Origin of the sequence: Flavobacterium undicola (genome assembly GCF_009909155.2) — a bacterium.
In the GTDB taxonomy this organism is placed as follows: Bacteria; Bacteroidota; Bacteroidia; order Flavobacteriales; family Flavobacteriaceae; genus Flavobacterium; species Flavobacterium undicola.
Genome location: NZ_JAAAPM020000017.1, coordinates 47,876 through 65,213, shown reverse-complemented (window position 1 = coordinate 65,213; position 17,338 = coordinate 47,876). Strand labels below are relative to the sequence as shown.

General features: G+C 32.2%; 17 protein-coding genes. 3 read left to right on the top strand and 14 right to left on the bottom strand.

Features of this window, described 5'->3' with window-relative positions:
- Positions 1–1,929: a vWA domain-containing protein gene (locus GTZ96_RS11225; RefSeq protein ID WP_161644031.1), complete on the bottom strand. Its 1,929-nt coding sequence runs from the start codon at positions 1,927–1,929 to the stop codon at positions 1–3.
- 107 nt (positions 1,930–2,036) lie between these two features.
- Positions 2,037–2,519: a DUF4488 domain-containing protein gene (locus GTZ96_RS11220; RefSeq protein ID WP_161644030.1), complete on the bottom strand. Its 483-nt coding sequence runs from the start codon at positions 2,517–2,519 to the stop codon at positions 2,037–2,039.
- A gap of 175 nt (positions 2,520–2,694) precedes the next feature.
- On the opposite strand from GTZ96_RS11220, the gene GTZ96_RS11215 reads away from it, so the two are divergent.
- A complete protein-coding gene (locus GTZ96_RS11215; RefSeq protein WP_161644029.1) occupies positions 2,695–3,807 on the top strand; it encodes a lactonase family protein in 1,113 nt (370 codons plus the stop codon).
- Between the two features lie 69 nt (positions 3,808–3,876).
- Here the strand turns inward: GTZ96_RS11215 and GTZ96_RS11210 are convergent, their stop codons facing one another.
- From GTZ96_RS11210 to GTZ96_RS11175, 8 genes are all read right to left on the bottom strand, one after another.
- On the bottom strand, positions 3,877–5,226 hold the full coding sequence (locus tag GTZ96_RS11210) for a DEAD/DEAH box helicase (RefSeq protein ID WP_161644028.1): 1,350 nt from the start codon (positions 5,224–5,226) through the stop codon (positions 3,877–3,879).
- 242 nt (positions 5,227–5,468) lie between these two features.
- Positions 5,469–6,734 carry a YaiO family outer membrane beta-barrel protein gene (locus GTZ96_RS11205; RefSeq protein ID WP_161644027.1) on the bottom strand — a complete coding sequence of 422 codons (1,266 nt, stop codon included), beginning with the start codon at positions 6,732–6,734 and terminating at the stop codon, positions 5,469–5,471.
- On the bottom strand, positions 6,731–9,160 hold the full coding sequence (locus tag GTZ96_RS11200) for an LTA synthase family protein (protein ID WP_161644026.1): 2,430 nt from the start codon (positions 9,158–9,160) through the stop codon (positions 6,731–6,733). Before GTZ96_RS11200 ends, GTZ96_RS11205 begins: the two co-directional genes overlap by 4 nt.
- A gap of 26 nt (positions 9,161–9,186) precedes the next feature.
- A complete protein-coding gene (locus GTZ96_RS11195) occupies positions 9,187–10,491 on the bottom strand; it encodes a glycosyltransferase family 2 protein (protein WP_161644054.1) in 1,305 nt (434 codons plus the stop codon).
- A gap of 128 nt (positions 10,492–10,619) precedes the next feature.
- Positions 10,620–11,723, bottom strand: a complete 1,104-nt coding sequence (locus tag GTZ96_RS11190) for a hypothetical protein (protein WP_161644025.1) — start codon at positions 11,721–11,723, stop codon at positions 10,620–10,622.
- 17 nt (positions 11,724–11,740) lie between these two features.
- On the bottom strand, positions 11,741–12,109 hold the full coding sequence (locus GTZ96_RS11185; RefSeq protein WP_161644024.1) for a response regulator transcription factor: 369 nt from the start codon (positions 12,107–12,109) through the stop codon (positions 11,741–11,743).
- Between the two features lie 180 nt (positions 12,110–12,289).
- Entirely contained in the window at positions 12,290–13,054 is a 765-nt protein-coding gene (locus tag GTZ96_RS11180) for a TIGR02757 family protein (RefSeq protein WP_181033179.1), read from the bottom strand.
- A gap of 122 nt (positions 13,055–13,176) precedes the next feature.
- On the bottom strand, positions 13,177–13,839 hold the full coding sequence (locus GTZ96_RS11175) for an ABC transporter ATP-binding protein (RefSeq protein ID WP_161644023.1): 663 nt from the start codon (positions 13,837–13,839) through the stop codon (positions 13,177–13,179).
- 127 nt (positions 13,840–13,966) lie between these two features.
- Between GTZ96_RS11175 and msrA the strand changes: the two genes are divergently transcribed.
- Together msrA and GTZ96_RS11165 are read left to right on the top strand one after the other, a co-directional pair.
- The gene (msrA, locus tag GTZ96_RS11170; RefSeq protein WP_161644022.1) at positions 13,967–14,512 is read left to right on the top strand and encodes a peptide-methionine (S)-S-oxide reductase MsrA; all 546 of its coding nucleotides are present in this window, start codon (positions 13,967–13,969) and stop codon (positions 14,510–14,512) included.
- A 53-nt stretch (positions 14,513–14,565) separates the two neighbouring features.
- The gene (locus GTZ96_RS11165; protein WP_181033178.1) at positions 14,566–14,832 is read left to right on the top strand and encodes a hypothetical protein; all 267 of its coding nucleotides are present in this window, start codon (positions 14,566–14,568) and stop codon (positions 14,830–14,832) included.
- Between the two features lies 1 nt (position 14,833).
- Here the strand turns inward: GTZ96_RS11165 and GTZ96_RS11160 are convergent, their stop codons facing one another.
- The 4 genes from GTZ96_RS11160 to GTZ96_RS11145 all read right to left on the bottom strand — a co-directional run bounded on the left by GTZ96_RS11160 (position 14,834) and on the right by GTZ96_RS11145 (position 17,333).
- Entirely contained in the window at positions 14,834–15,139 is a 306-nt protein-coding gene (locus GTZ96_RS11160) for a DUF6787 family protein (RefSeq protein ID WP_161644020.1), read from the bottom strand.
- A 32-nt stretch (positions 15,140–15,171) separates the two neighbouring features.
- Positions 15,172–15,609 carry a DUF6146 family protein gene (locus GTZ96_RS11155; RefSeq protein ID WP_161644019.1) on the bottom strand — a complete coding sequence of 146 codons (438 nt, stop codon included), beginning with the start codon at positions 15,607–15,609 and terminating at the stop codon, positions 15,172–15,174.
- A gap of 116 nt (positions 15,610–15,725) precedes the next feature.
- Complete coding sequence (locus tag GTZ96_RS11150) at positions 15,726–16,283, bottom strand: hypothetical protein (protein ID WP_161644018.1); 558 nt, start codon at positions 16,281–16,283, stop codon at positions 15,726–15,728.
- A gap of 99 nt (positions 16,284–16,382) precedes the next feature.
- Entirely contained in the window at positions 16,383–17,333 is a 951-nt protein-coding gene (locus tag GTZ96_RS11145) for a D-2-hydroxyacid dehydrogenase (RefSeq protein ID WP_161644017.1), read from the bottom strand.
- Positions 17,334–17,338: the final 5 nt, after the last annotated feature.

Genomic DNA, 17,338 nt, shown 5'->3' with positions numbered 1-17,338 from the left:
TTATTTCAGGAATTTTATAATAGCCATTTCGCATAGAAGAAAGAGCAGTGCAAAGATAACAAACCATTTCCAAAGTTGATTATCCATTCGGTCGGTTTGTAGGCTGTGAAAAACACTTTCAATAGCTTCGGAGGTGTTGTATTGGGATAGGGAGTTGTTGTCCAATGAGTTTAGATTGCTTTCGCTTCTGTTGTAATTAAAACTAATGTTTTCTACCCATTGTTTTTGATTGTAAATTTCAAAATTGCCAGCTTCTAAAGGCAAATCATTAAAAGTCATTTTGACTTTAGTATTCATGATTTGTTGTATCGGAATAAATTGTTCGCTCGAATTTTTAACTTCTAAAATAGCGTCTTTTGATAGTGAGGCATCCACTATAAATGGATTTTGATTTCCAATAGTAAGTGCGTTAATACCATTTTTTTGGTTGTACAGCGCCATTTTGTAAAAGGTAGGAACAATTAATGGCGATTGTTGGAAGTTAGAATTTTCGGTATTTATTGGTGCCGAAAAAACACAAACAGCTGAAATACTGGATTGCAAAGCAGTTAGAAAAGTACTTTGATTATCATAAAATAAGGCTGCCGGACTAGAACTTGAAAAGGCAAACGAAGCTTTGGTAGAAGGATATTGGAAATTAGTAATTTTATTTTCAAAGACACCTGAAAATAAAGGGTGATTGAAATTTATTTTGGTAATTAGTTTTTCTACATTTTCGTAATTTTTGAATTGGATGCGTCCAAAATTCCCCAAAAACGAATTTAGTGTTGTAATTGAACTTTTTGCCGATGGAATTACAATAAGATTGCCGCCTTTTTGAACAAATGCTTTTAAGGTAATTTGTAAAGCCTGCGGAATTTCGTCTAATTCATTCAAGACAACAACATCTTGTTTTTCAATATTGTTATAGTTTAATACAGCCAATTCTGAATTGCTGTAATTGAATTCGTCATTGGTGTAAATGCGTTGTAGAAAGTTACTTTTTGATGCTTCGCCAATGCTGATGATATTGGTTTTTTTGACTTTCGAAATACTAAAATAAAAGGTGTTGTCATAAGTCAAGCCATTATCGCTAATGGAAACATAACCATGGAATGCTTGCTTTGGAATACTAAAGTGTAATGATTTTTTCGGGCTTTCTAAATTAGAAACCGTTTTAGCAATCAATTTGTTTTGATTGTAAATTGCCACAGAAACTGGCTTGATAGCATCGCCATAACTCGATAATGCCACATTGATATCATAGAAGTCACTAGTAGTTTCATTAATGAAAACACTGTCAACAGCTACATTGTTTTTTTGTTCCGATTTTGGAATTATAAAATAACTGACATCGTTTTTAGAAATGCTTTTGAGTTGCTTTTGGTCAATTCCTATGGCATCAGTAATAATGATAATGTCCTTTTTTGCATTTGTAGGATGCGCATTTATTTTGGCTAACAAATGATCTAATTCAAACGGAATGGCACTGTATTTTAAATTTTGCAATGTACTTCTAATCGATTTGATATCGGTATTCCAATAGCTTTCGGTATTGGTAAGTAATGAAAAGTTAGTGTTTTCAGGAGTTTCTTCCAGTAATTCCTGCACGGCTCTTTTCAGTAATTCGCCTTTTTTCCCTTTGGCCTGCATACTAAAAGAATTGTCCAGAATAATATACATTTCATTCGAACGGTTATTGTTGTCTTTGGCTTCAAAAAAAGGTTGGGCGAAAGCCAAAATAACAAAAGTAAGTAGCAATAAACGGCAGCAAAGCAGCAACCATTTTTTGAGTTGGGAACTTTTTCTGGTTTGGATGGAAATCGATTTTAAAAATTGAACATTGGTGAAATATTCTTTTTTAAAACGACGAAATTGAAACAAATGAACCAAAACAGGTACAATCAATAAGAACAGAAAGTATAAAATTTCAGGATGTTTGAATTGCATTCTTGTTTTGGGTTTTATTTAATATCCAAAAATAGTTAAAACTATGCACTTTGCTTTTAGCTTCTGAGATTTTTTAAATATGAAATTCCATAAATCAATCTTTTAAATCATTTTATTGTCTCAGTGGTTATTTGATTGGGCATTTGAGCTTTTTCCCAAATTTCTTCAATCCAGATATTTACATCTTGATTTATAGCATTTTTTTCTAAGAAGAATTTAAGATAAAGAAAATTATCATGTAGTTTATAAATTAACCTATTGTCTTTTCCTATTAGACTAGGAATAACAGAATGTTGTACTGATTCTACATAAATACTATCAGATTTTACATGACATAGTCCATCAGTTCCTATAATTATTTTGTAAGGATTAGGTGTGAAATTTGTGAATTTACCATCTGATGAAATAATTTTAAGAATTCCGGTATTCATTGGAACAAATCCCATTTCTGGTTTATCTGAAGTTTTTTGAGATTTAAATAACCAAATGCCTTCCAGTATGTTAGCTTTATTTTTGATGTTTGTTTGAGCATTAGTTTGTAGTACCGAACAAATAAAAAATAGTAATAAAAATGGAATGTTTTTTTTCATAATAAAATTTGTTTTTGGTTTGATTAATAGGTTATAGATTTTATTTTGCTAAATAAAGTAAACGAATGTAATTATTTTTTATAAGATATTACTTAGTCAAATGTTCTTTTTTTAGATTGTTTACCTTCAAGAAATAGAAAATATAATTGTAGTTTTACTTACTATAAAAAACAACATGAAAAAAACATACAATACTTTACTTCTTGTTTTTGCTATAACGACAGCATTTGCTCAGGAAAACAAATTGAATTTACTAATAGGAACTTATACTAATAGCTGTGAGAGTAAAGGTATTTATGTCTATGATTTTGATGTAAATACTGCTGAATTTAGTTTTAAAAATGCCTCTTCAACGGTTGTTAGTCCGAGTTATTTGACGGTTTCTAATGATAATCAATTTGTATATGCTGTTAATGAGAATGGCTATAATAGTACAGTAAGTTCTTTTAAATTTGATGCAAAAAGTGGTGCAATAAACCTAATTAATCAGCAGGATTCTAAAGGTGCTGATCCTTGTTACATTATTAATGACGAAAAAAATGTTATTGTTGCTAATTATTCTGGCGGAAATATTGCTGTTTTTGCGAAGAATCAAGATGGAAGTATTACTGCTGCTAAGCAAGTAATTCAACATTTTGGTAAAGGAATAAATGTACAAAGACAAGAGAAACCCCATGTTCATATGGTTTATTTTTCACCGGATAAAAAGTTTATATTGGTAAATGATTTAGGAAACGATAAGGTCTATTCTTATCATTATGATTCGAATTCAACGAATGAATTTTTAAAGATTTCGGACAGTATTGCTGTGAAATCGGGTAGTGGACCCAGACATTTAACGTTCAGTAATGATGGAAAGCTGGTTTATTTATTACAAGAATTAGATGGCAGTTTGACGACGTTTAATTATTCGAATGGGAAATTGAAAAAAATAGACGAAACTACTATTTTGGCAAAAGACTTCAAGGGAACTTTTAGTTCAGCCGATATTCATATTTCACCTGACGGGAAATTTTTATATGCTTCCAATAGAGGAGAAGCGAATACAATTTCGATTTTCAAAATTAAAAAAAATGGTAAGTTAGAATCATTAGGACAAACGAGTACATTGGGGCAGGGGCCACGAAATTTTGCAATTGATCCTTCAGGAAATTTCCTTTTAGTTGCTCATCAATATTCGAATGATGTAATGATTTTTAAAATAAATAAAAATACGGGCGCTCTCGAAGATACAGGCAAAAGAATTTATTTGTGTTCACCCGTTTGTTTGGTTTTTGCAAAAAGCTAAATTATTTGTACTTCGATTTTAATAAAAAAGCCTAAAAATGAATTTCTTTCATCTTTAGGCTTTGTAATTTTATTTTTTCTTCTTCTTTTTAGCAGCTTGTTTTTTTAGCATATTTCTATTAACAGAGCCATGCGTTTTTTTCTTGGTTACACCAGGTCCACCCAAATTGACTTTTTTGTTCTTTTTGCTTTTTTCTTGAAAAGCCCCATCTCCTGTTAATTTAGGTTTTTTCATTAAAATCTTAATGGGTTGTCTGTCTTTTTCAGGCCCGATTAATTTTACAGAAACTTCAACTTCTTCAGGGAAATCTTCGATGTCTAATTCCATATTCATCAATACTTCCACTTCCACTTTCAATTCTTCTTCTCGTGGCGTAATAAAACTTATTGCTGTTCCTGTTGCATCGGCACGACCGGTACGACCAATACGGTGCATGTACAATTCAGGTTCTTCGGGCATTTCAAAATTGACTACGTGAGTAATATTCGAAATGTCCAATCCTCTGGCCATAATATCTGATGTGATTAATCCGCGAAGTTCTCCTTCTTGAAAAGAAGCCATCGTATTCAAACGGTAATTCTGAGATTTATTAGAGTGAATTACACCAAATTGCCCTTCAAAATTCTCCTCAATATTCTCATGAAGTAAATCGGCAATCTTTTTATTGTTAACAAATATCAAAACACGACTCATGTCTTCGTTGGTTGCTAATAAATGTTTCAGTAAATTGACTTTGGTATTGAAATTAGGAACGTTATAAGTAATTTGCTTGATTTTTTCTAATGGAGTTCCTGATGCTGAAAGTGTTACTTCTTCAGGGTAATCGAAATAATCGTTCAAAATAGCATCGACTTCATCTGTCATTGTAGCCGAAAATAAAATGTTTTGACGTTTTTTAGGCATCATCGCTAATAAGGCTGTAAGTTGAGTTCGGAAACCTAAATTCAACATTTCGTCAAATTCGTCAATTACCAGCTTTTGCATATCTTCAAAACGAACGACATTATCCAGCGTTAAATCCATGGTTCTACCGGGAGTTCCCACAAGAATGTCAGAACCTTCATAAACCGATTTTTTTTGTGTATTGATATTCACACCTCCAAAAATTCCGATAGTTCGAATAGACATAAACTGGGTTAGCTTTTCTATTTCTTCTACAACCTGAACCACAAGTTCTCGGGTAGGAACTAAAACGACAATTTTGGGTGTATGCGTAACACTAAATTTGTATTGTTTTAGTATTGGTAATAAGTAGGCAAAGGTTTTACCCGTACCTGTTTGTGCAATTCCCATCATATCTCTTCCAGACATAATTACAGAGAAAGATTTCTCCTGAATAGGAGTAGGGGTTGTAAGCCCTAATTCATCGATTGCTTTTTGTAATGATTTAGGAAGATTGAATTGCTCGAAAGTAGCCATAAAACGTATATTTTGTGCAAAGATAGTCTTTTTGAAAATAACCGCTTTATTCTTTTTTGCAACGAGCTTTTAATACTGTTTCACAAAGATTCACAAAGAAAAAAACACAGAGTTTCACGAAGCTTTTTTTAGAGTTAAATTTATCCATAAAGTTGATTAAATAACTTAGCGATGCTTTGAGTCTTCTTTGTGAATCTTTGTGAAATAATTATCTATAATCAGTGTGTAATCTTTATTCTTAATTATTTAAATTTTAAATTCCAGGAAACACTAAGTGAATAAATCCAAAAATAATTTCCGGGATCAAAACTTATTTCCTGATGTGCTACATCAAATTGTGCTCCCCAGGCATTTTTGTCTTTGTTAGTTGAGAAAAAGTAGCCAACATTGAAACGTTGTGTTTTTAAATTGATAATGGCTGCGTCATTGGCATCAAATTTAAATTGGTTGACTTCGGGAGAAATCCCCATGCTGTATACAAAACTGATGTAATTATCGGCGTTTTGGCGGTATTTTCTATAATTTAATGCTGCCGAAGTACTGGTTCCTCCGTCACCAGGAGTGAAATATGGGCGTAAAGACCAGTAGCTGTTTCCAGTGTACCAACCAATGGAACCTGTGTAAATATTAGTTGTAGTGCTGTATTTTAAAGTTCTAAAACCTGCCGAAATTTCTAAACTATGTGGTAATGATTTGTACAATTCAGCACCATATCTTAAATCAGGAAATAGAAAAGTATTAGCAAATCCTACATTTACATAAGCGTATAACCCTTTTGTAATTTTAGGATACATATCGATTTCTACCTGAGTTCCATTTTCATTAAATCTTCGACTGAAATTAAATTTCCCTATAATGCTTCCGTATTTTGTTTGTTTACTATAACTCAAAGTGTAGTATTGCATAGGATCAAATACCTTAGAATATAGATCTACAGCTGCTCTTACTCCAATGTTATTTGTTCGTACTGTACTGTTTAAATCATTTAGAAATTCTTTGGCTTCTTTATTATCTGGGTTTTTGGCAACAAGTTCTTTAATGGTGCTTTGCGCTTCTATTGGTTTATCAATGTTTTTTAGTGCGCTGGCTTTTAGCAGAGTAATTTCGGTATCGTTAGGAAAAATCTTCAACGCCGTTTTAGCCATTTCTAAAGCATCATAATGTGCATCACTCCAAGATTCATTTTTAATAGCTGCAACCCAATTTTCTTTGTTTTGAGGTGCTTTTTCAATTACATAAGCATACTCTTTTCGAGCTTTTTTATAATCACCATCCCAGGAATAAGTAGACGCTAAGAAAGTACGGATCTCATGGTAGTCAGGATATTTTTTTAAGACCTTTACTAAGGTGTCTTGTGCCTGTTTTCTTTGCTGATTGAAAGCCAGTTGGCGAGCTGTTTCAAATGAAGTATCCGGATTTCCATTGTATGGTGTAACTTGTGCTTGCATTTGGAAAAAGCAAGTAAGCGTAAACAGTATTGTTAATTTGATAATTGGTTTACTTATCATTGTTTTAATTCTTTTTTGATTTTGATGTATTCACTGTTGTTAGGATCTTGTTTCAACATACTATCAATAGCTTTATTGGCCATAGCTAAATGATTTGTTCTTTGGTATGCTTTGGCTAATTTAATTCCTAACTCTGGATTTTTAACGTCATTTTTTAAGGCTTTTTGAGCAATTGCAATTCCTTTTTTATCTTGGTTAGTCCACCAATAGACGTCCATTAAAGCAAGGTAACTGTCATAATAAAATGGCGTTCTTTTTATTACTTCCAGTAATTCTTTTTCAGCATTTTTATAATCTTTGTCCCAGGCCAGCGTTCTTCCTTTTAGCGTTCTTACATCGGCATAATTAGGCAACTCATTTAAGATGTAATTGCATAATACACGCGCTTCTTTTCTTTGATTGTTAAAAGCCAAATCTCTGGCTTTAAAGAAGATTTGATCAGTGGTTAATTTTTTGGTTTCCTTCTTGATATATGCCAGTTCTTCTTTTGAAAAATCGAAAGCAGCTTTGCTGTAAATCAACAAGGATTTTGGAATAATCTTATTCTTTTGAGTCAAATAAGCATTCAGTTTTTTAGTTTCTTGTAAACTGTCTTCAATTGTTTTTAAGATGTCACTATCGCTAATTTTTGTGGTTTGAAAGTTTTGATCAATCTTAAATAATTCTCCGTTTGAATACAAATAGTCTTTATAAATAAACTCATTGATAACACCTTTGTTTTGCATAATAGGAATAGTATGAATATTTCTAAAACGCTTAACAGTGTCTAATCCAGAACTCATCCAGGCTGTTTTTTCCAGTTTATTCATTTTGTAATTATTCATTAAAAACGAAAGTAAACTTGGAGTAATGTCCCAATGAGAAGAAACCGATTTAAAAGTCTGTGCTTTTTTTAGCATCGGGCTGTAGATGTACAATGGCACGTGAAAACGACATAATTTGTCTTTTTGAGCAATTGGAATCAAACGGTGGTCTCCTGTTATTACAAAAATTGTATTCTTGTAATCCGGTCTTTTTGCATAAGATTCCATGAATTTTTGAATCGAATGATCGGTGTACAACAAACTGGCGTAGATGTTTTTGTAGGTTTCAACTTCCGATTTAGAAAGGTCGAGTGTTTTGTTTGTATTGATAATTTGGTCCACCTTTTTTAGATACTCTGGCTTCTCCGGAAATTCAAAAGGTTCGTGATTGGTCAATGTCATCACTACATCTAAGCGTGGGCCTTTTTTAGTGTCAATTTCAGTAAGCGTCTTTTTGAAAATTTCGGCATCAGGATAACCCCAACTAAAACCTCCAGAGTTTGCTTTTGTTTTTTTATAGCTTGGGCCAAATTTATTGATGTCTATAACGTCATCAATATTGTTGTATTCTAAGAAATTGATGCGGTGGTCAAAACTGGATTCGTCACCACAATAAAAAGTAGTGTTGTAGCCATTCGATTTTAAAATACTAATAAGTGAGCTGTGAGCTGGTAAGGGTTTCATTTCCAGAAAACCTTTTTCGCCGTAAGGCAATGAACCTAAAATAGAAGGCAAGGCACCAAAAGTTCGTCCCGCATTACTAACAAAATTTTCCCAATACAATGACTTTGGGATTAAAGAATCTAAAAATGGTGTAAAGCCACGATATTCATTTTTGCCAATAAACTCATCACCTAAACCTTCTACAATAATTATTACGATGTTTGGTTTCTCTTCTTTAATTTCGAAAAAAGGAGCCAGAACATCAGGAGTGGCTGAGAAAGGTTTTAATAAAGGATATTCTTTTTTATACTTTAAATCTGCTACATTGAATTGCTTTTTTTCATTTTGAAATCGGATGATATCGTTTGTGAAATAGGCAAGTTTATTTTGATACAGCGTATCTGCTACTTCGGGAATTAAAAATTTTATTAGAAGACAAATAACAGCAGCTATTCCGGTAATTACAAACAGTTTTTTTTCAATTATTTTACTTGAAATGAATTTATTAATTCCCCAGTATAATAACGGAAATGCAATAAAAGGCACAAAATATAAAATAGAAAATGTTTCTGATGCTGTAACAGTTGTGTACATGTCATCAGGCGAATACCCTAAAAAATCAGCTCCTAGATTAACTAGTGTTGTTAAATGGTATTTAGTCAGTGCAAATTGACCAATGATAATTAGTGTGAAAAGAATCTTTATGGGAGTGTCTTTCCATTTTATTTTGCTGTAATGCAAAACTAAATAAAGTGGCAGAACTAAAAGACTAATTAGGAGAACCGTCCAAAAATCATTAATTAATTTGTAAAATAATGCAATTGCAGTATTCGATATTTCAATTCCAGTATAGATTTTAGCACATATTTCGAAAATGCTAATCAACCAAAAAACGAATACCATTGAAAAACATAAATAGCCGTAATTGAATTGATTCTTTACTTGTTGATTATTGTCCATTGAAGATAATTTGTGTAATTTCTAAATTAAATATTGCTCATTCCTTTGCGCGTCATTTCGCCCCATTTAATTGATTTATTAAAATAGTAGTCGAAATTTCCTTTTAACGCCGCATATAAAATGAATGGATGATTGAGTATCGGTTCTGTAAAAGCAGTTTTTATTAGTTGTAAGCCCATTCCTTTTTTAGTGTATTGATGGTAAGTAAGTTCTTCGGTTATAATGGTAATGATAGAAAATATTACGGTAAACAGATAGGCTAAAATAAGAAATAATATAGCATAACTCCAAACTACATTATTAGTAATAATGAGTATTGAAAAGTAAAATAAGCCTAGGATTTCTACAATAGGGGCTAGTCTTTCAAATAAAAACCAATACGGATAACTTAGTGTCCCTAATGAGTTGTATTTTGGATTGAATCCAATTTTTCGGTGTTTTTTAAGTGTTTCAATGGTACCACGAGTCCATCTGTTTCTTTGAGAGATAAAAATTTTGTAATTATCAGGAGCTTCTGTCCAGCACAGAGGATCCGGAATGTAAGCCACTCTGTATTTTTCTTTTTTCTCTTCCATATGGCGTCTCATTCTCACGATGATTTCCATATCTTCTCCCACCGTTTTAGTGTCGTATCCACCTACTTCAAGAGCAATTTTTTTATCAAATAAACCAAAAGCTCCCGAAATAACTAATAATCCGTTGAGTTTACTCCAAGCCATTCGACCTAATAGAAAAGCTCTTAAATATTCTAAAATTTGTCCTCTTACAATGTTGTTTTTAGGAAAGTTAATCTCGAGTAGTTTTCCGTCTTTTATGATACAAGAATTAGCAATTCTAATCACTCCACCCGCGGCAATAACTTTATGATCAGTAGCTTCAAGAAAAGGTTTGATCATCTTTTGCAAAGAATCTTCTAATAATAAACAGTCAACATCAATACAGGCAACATATTTATTAGTACTAATATTTAAACCTAAATTTAGCGCATCGGCTTTTCCTCCATTTTCTTTGTCAACCACAATTAATTTTTCAAAAGCAGGATTGGTAGATTTAAAAACACCTTTTCTGAGTGGCTTTGTCTCAATTTGATTATTGATCAAATAATCTACTTTTACCAAGTCGTAAGCAGCAATTAATTTCTCTAAACTATCGTCTTTACTACCATCATTTATGATAATTACATCGTAATTTACATAATGATTAGAAAGCAAAGAGCGCACATTTTCTACTATGTTTAAGCTTTCATTATAAGCTGGAGCAATGATAGAAATGGATGGAGAAATAGATGAAGATAATATTTCGGTATAGTTTACAAAACTATTTTTCTTCATATAATTTACTGTTTCAAAAGCTGATATTATCGCTAAAATAATATAGGATGATATCGCAGCCATTGCGAAACCAAAAAAAATGTAATCAAAAAAGTTGATCAGTAGTTCGGGTAAATTTTGAATCATAATTAACTGGCTATGGTTAGATCTTTATCGATTGTAAAATCAGGAGTTACAGTATTGACTTTAAAAGTGTTGTCGCTGTCAACTGTAATTAAGTTCATGATTTTCATTACTGAAATTCGAATGTGAAAATTATCATGCTGAATGTGTTCTCTAATAAACGAAACATCGTCTGGCATTGACATCTCTTCCATCATTTTGAAAAATGCAATTTGCTCTTCTAAAGTTCTTGTAAAATAATCTTCTTTTAAGATTTCTACAGCTTCAAAAATTCCTAAATGATTAACAACATTAATCGCTTCGATTCTAATTTCAGTATTTGGGTGATTAAAGAGCGCAATAATTTCGTCTTTAGCACCGTATTGATTGTATATTTTGGCAAGTTTCAGTGTGAATGAAATAACAGAATTGTTTGTTGAGCGCAACCAATTATTCATATCTGGAACTTCCATATTATTAAATTTATTTAAAATTTCTAATAATTGAATTTGGTCCAATTCCGAAAGTGGATTTTCTAATACATTCAAAAATTCAAGTCCGTCAAAACGAAATAATTGCACTAAATATTTTTGAATTTCATTACGCACTTCTTTCTTAGGATGGTTTATTAATTGAATAATTTCATCATGTGCTTCTTTAATTTCAAATAGCGTTAACTCTCTAATAGCCCTAGCTACGCTGTCCCATTTTTTACTTTTTAGTTTAGAAGTTGCTGAGTTTATAAATCCCGTTTTATAATATAAATTTTGAATTGCATCCGCAGTTTCTCCCGAAATTTCATTCTTTAGTTTTAAAAGAGTCGCAATTATTAACTTTCTTTTTAAACGATTTTCACCACATTGTTTTAAATAATCAACTATTTTTTGTTGTTCTGCATTTATGTTTTTATCATCTCCTGCATATAGATATTCTATAAGATCCGATTCGTATTTCTTTTGATACGTGGCCTCTATTCGTCCTTTTATTCTTAATCTGTCTCTAAGATTTTTTAAATAGACAAGCAATAGTGCTATGGTCGCTATAAAAAGCAATGACAAATAAATACAAAATCGAATTAGTGGATGCGAATTGTTGAACGCATCAATACTATTTTGGAGTAAGTCTAACATAATAGTTGATTTTAGCTTTACTGCATCAACCTTTTAATACGAATAATCAATTCGTTTGGACTAAAAGGTTTGCTCATAAAATCGGTTGCACCTAAATTGAAAGCATTCAAAACCATTTCCTCCTGACCTGCAGAAGAAAATACAACTATGGGAGTTTTCATTTCTAGCTTGTTTCTAACGTGACTAATGACTTCCAATCCGCTGATGAAAGGCATCATAATATCAGTTAGTATCATGTCAGGATTATTGTCTTCAATTAGATCAACAGCTTCTTTACCATTGGTAGCTATTAAGAGGTGATAACCTTCTTTTTCTAATTTGAATTGTAACAATTTTGAAAGGATTGAGTTATCCTCTGCTAAAACAATTTTTTTTGTAAGATTCATTTTCTTGTAGGTTATAGGGTTTTGTAATAGGGTTTTCTACAAGATAAATGTAATAAATAAAATTCAATAATATCGATTAAGTGCGTAAAAAAACCGATAAAATACATTTTTATGGTAAAATTTGGATAAAAGTATTACAGAATTAATGTTTGATATTTTTGCTTTTTTAATTAAGGATAATTAAAATCCTTCAAAGACACCTAATCCAAAAAGAGCAAAATCATATTTTACAGGATCTGTTGAATCAAACTCTCGAAGTTTAGAGTCTAATTCAAAAAGGGCTTTACCATCGTTTTGTTTTCGAGTAAGTAAACCTAGTTTTCGAGCTACATTTCCCGAATGAACATCTAAAGGACAAGAAAGGCTTGACGGATGAATAGTTTTCCAAATGCCTAAATCGACTCCTTTGTTGTCTTGGCGGCACATCCAGCGCAAGTACATATTAATTCTTTTGGCTGCCGAATTATTCAAAGGATCTGAAATGTGTTTTTGTGTCCTAGCCAAATGCGGAATTTCAAAAAATATTTTTTTGAATTCAGAGATGCTTTTTTGCATCGAATTCGCTTCTTGATTTTTTGCAAAAACAGCTTCCAGTCCGCTATGATTTTGGTAGATGTTTTGTAGACTTTTGATAAAACCTATAAAGTCTTGACCATTAAATGTGCGATGAACAAAAGTTTCCAGTCGTTCTAAATCATTATCAGAATGTGACATCACAAAGTCATAAGGAGTATTGCCCATGAACTCCATCATTTTATGGGAATTTTTTATAATCATTTTGCGATTGCCCCAAGCAATGGTTGCGCTTAAGAATCCGGCAATTTCAATATCTTCTTTTGAGGTAAATAAATGTGGAATTTGTACAGGATCACTTTCGATAAAATCGAGTGTGTTGTATTGCAGTACTTTTTCGTCAAGAAAATCTTTGAGTTCGGTTTGGTTCATGTTTAAAATGAAAGTTCTTGTTATTCAGGCTCCCTAGCCCAGATGGAAGCGGCATCCTTTTATGGTCTCGTTTTTTTTTTAACGAGATCATAAAAGATATAGCGTACAGCTGGATATAGCTCCTAATTGCTAATTAATCCGTCAATCATAATCAGTTTTCTATCGGCCATATTGGCTAAGTCTTCATTATGAGTAACAATGACAAAAGTTTGTCCAAATTCGTCTCTTAACTTAAAAAACAATTGGTGTAAATTTTCAGCTGAATGAGTATCTAAATTCCCTGAAGGTTCGTCAGCAAAAATTACTGCAGGCTTGTTTATCAATGCTCTGGCTACAGCCACACGCTGTTGTTCACCACCCGAAAGTTCGTTTGGTTTGTGATTAATTCGATGCGAAAGACCTAGGTAGGTTAGTAGTTTCAAGGCCTCTTCTTCGGTTTCTTTTTTAGGTTTTTTAGCTATATAAGCGGGAATACATACGTTTTCCAGAGCGGTAAATTCAGGCAATAATTGGTGAAATTGAAAAATAAATCCCAAATTTAAATTTCTAAATTTTGATAAGTTTTTGTCATTCATAGACAAAATATCCTCATTATTGATTCGAAGTTCAATATCGATATCACTATTGGGTTTGTCTAATGTACCTAAGATTTGTAAAAGCGTTGTTTTTCCAGCTCCTGAAGCACCTACAATGGAAACGATTTCTCCTTTTTGAATATGTAAATCAACTCCTTTTAAAACGTGAAGTTGATCGTAATATTTATGTAAGTTTTTGGCTTGTATCATTGTTGGCTGTTTTTACAAAGAAACAAAGATTTTAATGATTATAAAATTGGTTGCGGTATAAAAAGTGATAAATTTGAGTTAATGTAATAGAGTTCGCAGTTATTGCAATTATATTTTAAAAGTAGTTATGGAAAAAGATATAAAAATGGAAATGACAACGTTTGCTGGTGGTTGTTTTTGGTGTACTGAGGCTGTTTTTTTAGAGTTAAAAGGAGTTGAGGCTATTGTTTCAGGTTATATAGGAGGGAAAACGTTGAATCCTACTTATAAGGAAATTTGTCAAGGAGATACAGGGCATGCCGAAGCGATACAAATTAGTTTTAATCCTGAAGTCATTTCGTTTGGTGAATTATTGGAATTGTTTTTTGCAACCCATGATCCTACTACTTTGAACCGTCAGGGAAATGATGTGGGAACACAATATCGAAGTGAGATTTTTTATCATAATGAAGAACAAAAACTAATTTCTGAGGATTTTATCCGGTTTTTAACTAAAGAAGATGTTTTTGGTAAACCAATAGTCACTCAGCTTTCTCCAGCTTCGACATTTTTTGAAGCGGAAGACTATCATCAAAATTATTACAATCAAAACAAATCGCAAGGGTATTGCTCCTTTGTGATTACTCCTAAGGTTGCTAAAGTGCGACAGTATTTTAAAGAAAAATTAAAATAACTTATCCTTTTATTTTTTAAGTTTCGGAATTCTTTCAAGTAAATCAACGACGCATGGAATATAGGTATAAAAAGCTTTTTTTAGGAATTGTTTTCGATGTTGTAGGGATGCTGTCGTTTTCTATTCCTTTTATAGGTGAATTTTCAGATGTGGTTTGGGCTCCAGCTTCGGGTTTTTTAATGACTAAAATGTATAAAGGCAGGATAGGGAAGGTTGGTGGTATTATTTCTTTTGTGGAAGAATTTTTCCCTTTTACTGATTTCATTCCCACTTTTACGTTAACCTGGATTTATTGCTATGTGATAAAAAAAGAAAGCTGATTTATTCGTCTTTAAATAAGAAACCTAATCCCATTTTTCGAAGCATTTTCTTTTCGAATGCCCAGAAAAATTTAAATTGGCCAAATAAAAAACCAATAAGAACAAGAAGGATTTGGTATAACGGTAAGACTATTAATAAGCGGACAGGAGTATGCCAGAAACCGAAATCTTCTTTTAAAATTCCTAACCAGATACAAACGGGTTTTGAAATCCATGCCGAAGCCGATCCTGTAATAGCAAAAACGATAAAAATGATTGTGAGTTGAAAGTTAGACTCTATTTTCCAACGTTCTTTTAATTTCTTCATTTTATTTGTAATGATTACAAATGTAGTGAAGATTATCTAAAGGGAACGCGACCAGAAAGTTTTTGACGGTAATTATTTTGGAAATAAACCATGTAATTATATATCAAATAATTTACTTCGTAACCATAATTAATGGTGGAATCATAATCGATACTCATTTCATATAAATCCCGGTTGTATTGTTGTGGTTGCGAAAAACGATAGTTCCATTCGTTGATGTATTGTTGGTTTTTTGTTTCTAAATAGCTTTGGTCATAAAATCCTCTTGGGTAAGCTAAGCTATTGAGCCAAGTATTGAATCCAGGGTCGATAATGATAACTTCGTATTCAATATCTTTATTGGCAATCTTGATAGTGTCACTGGTTTTGGGTGCTGTACTTTTGTTTTTTGTAATGATACTTTTATTTGCATTACAGCTTATTATGATAAGTCCTAGAAACATTGCGAGTATGTAAAGACTATTTTTCATGACAGTAAAATTAACTACCTAAATTTACGAATTAAATAGCTAATTATGATTGGTTTAAATAAAAAAAGCCATTTATATTTGGATAAATGGCTTTGTAATGAGAGTGTTATTTAGTTTTATTTTCCAAAAAGTTTGCCAAGCATTCCACTCAGTCCTCCTTTTTTAGTAAGTTCAACAGCATCATCAACATCTATTTTTCCGTCTGAATTTTGATCTAATCCAAAATGAATACCATAAGTGCCTATAGCGTGCATAATACTTGCATGCTCAGGACTATCCCCACCTGTTAAGGAATCGAGTAATCCGGAAAGGTTAATACTGGTGTCTTTAGGGTCGTTAGCTTTGTTAATTAAGGAACTAAGTACTTTAGGAATCATGCTTGTTGCAGTACTTTTTGCGGTAGTGGAGTTGATTCCTAATTTTTCGGTTAACGAATTAGATACTTCGTTGGTTATTTTTTGAATAGCAGGATTGTTCTTGTCGATGTCCTTACTTTGTAATAAGCCTACAATTTGCGATAAATCAACGTCGTTTGCGATTTTTTGTAGGCTCGAAAAAATAGAACTGCTGGTTTCTTTGAGGACTGCCTCATTTTGTTCGTTTGGAATCGCCTCGTTTTTTATAACTGCATCTATACCAAATTCCTGTACTAATTGTGTCAATTGTGCTAACATGAGATTTGCTTTTATAAGATTATTTATCAAATTTAATAAAAAAAAGGACTCATTAGCATTGCAATGAGTCCTTTTGTATTATAAAAGCTTTATTATTTATTAGCTCAATAAACTAATAATTTGTGAAGCTAATTCAGTTCCAATTCTGTCTTGAGCTTCTCCTGTTGCAGCTCCAATGTGTGGAGTCAAAGAGATTTTTGAGTGCATTAAAAGTTGTGTTGCTGGAGTTGGTTCGTTTTCGAAAACATCTAAACCTGCAAAAGCTACTTTTCCACTGTCTAAAGCGTTAACTAAATCTACTTCGTTGATAACACCACCACGAGCACAGTTTACAATAGCTACACCATCTTTCATTGTTGCAAATTCTTTTTCAGTTACGATGTAACCGTTTTGAGCAGGAACGTGTAATGTAATGAAATCAGCTTCTTGAAATAAAGATTCTAATGATTGAGAAACAACAGTTGTAGTTATTGATTGTCCGTCAAAGAATTCTACTTTAATATCCACTTGAGGAATAAAGCTATCAGCAGCGATAACTTTCATACCTAAACCAAGAGCCATTTTAGCTGTAGCTTGACCAATACGACCAATACCTACGATACCTAAAGTTTTTCCTCTTAATTCAACTCCGTTAGCATATGCTTTTTTCAAGTCGTTAAACTTTGTGTCTCCTTCTAAAGGCATGTTTCTGTTAGAATCATGTAAAAAACGAACACCAGATAATAAATGAGCAAAAACTAATTCAGCTACAGATTCTGATGAAGAAGCAGGAGTGTTGATTACGTGAATTCCTTTGCTTTTAGCATAATCCACATCAATGTTATCCATGCCTACACCACCACGACCAATGATTTTGATACCAGGACAAGCGTCAATAATATCTTTACGAACTTTAGTTGCACTACGAACTAAAATAACACTTACGTTGTTTTCGTTGATATAGTTAGCTACTTGTTCTTGAGCCACTTTTGTAGTGATTACTTCAAAACCACCTTTTTCTAAAGCTAAGATTCCACTTTTTGAAATCCCGTCGTTTGCTAATACTTTCATTTCTT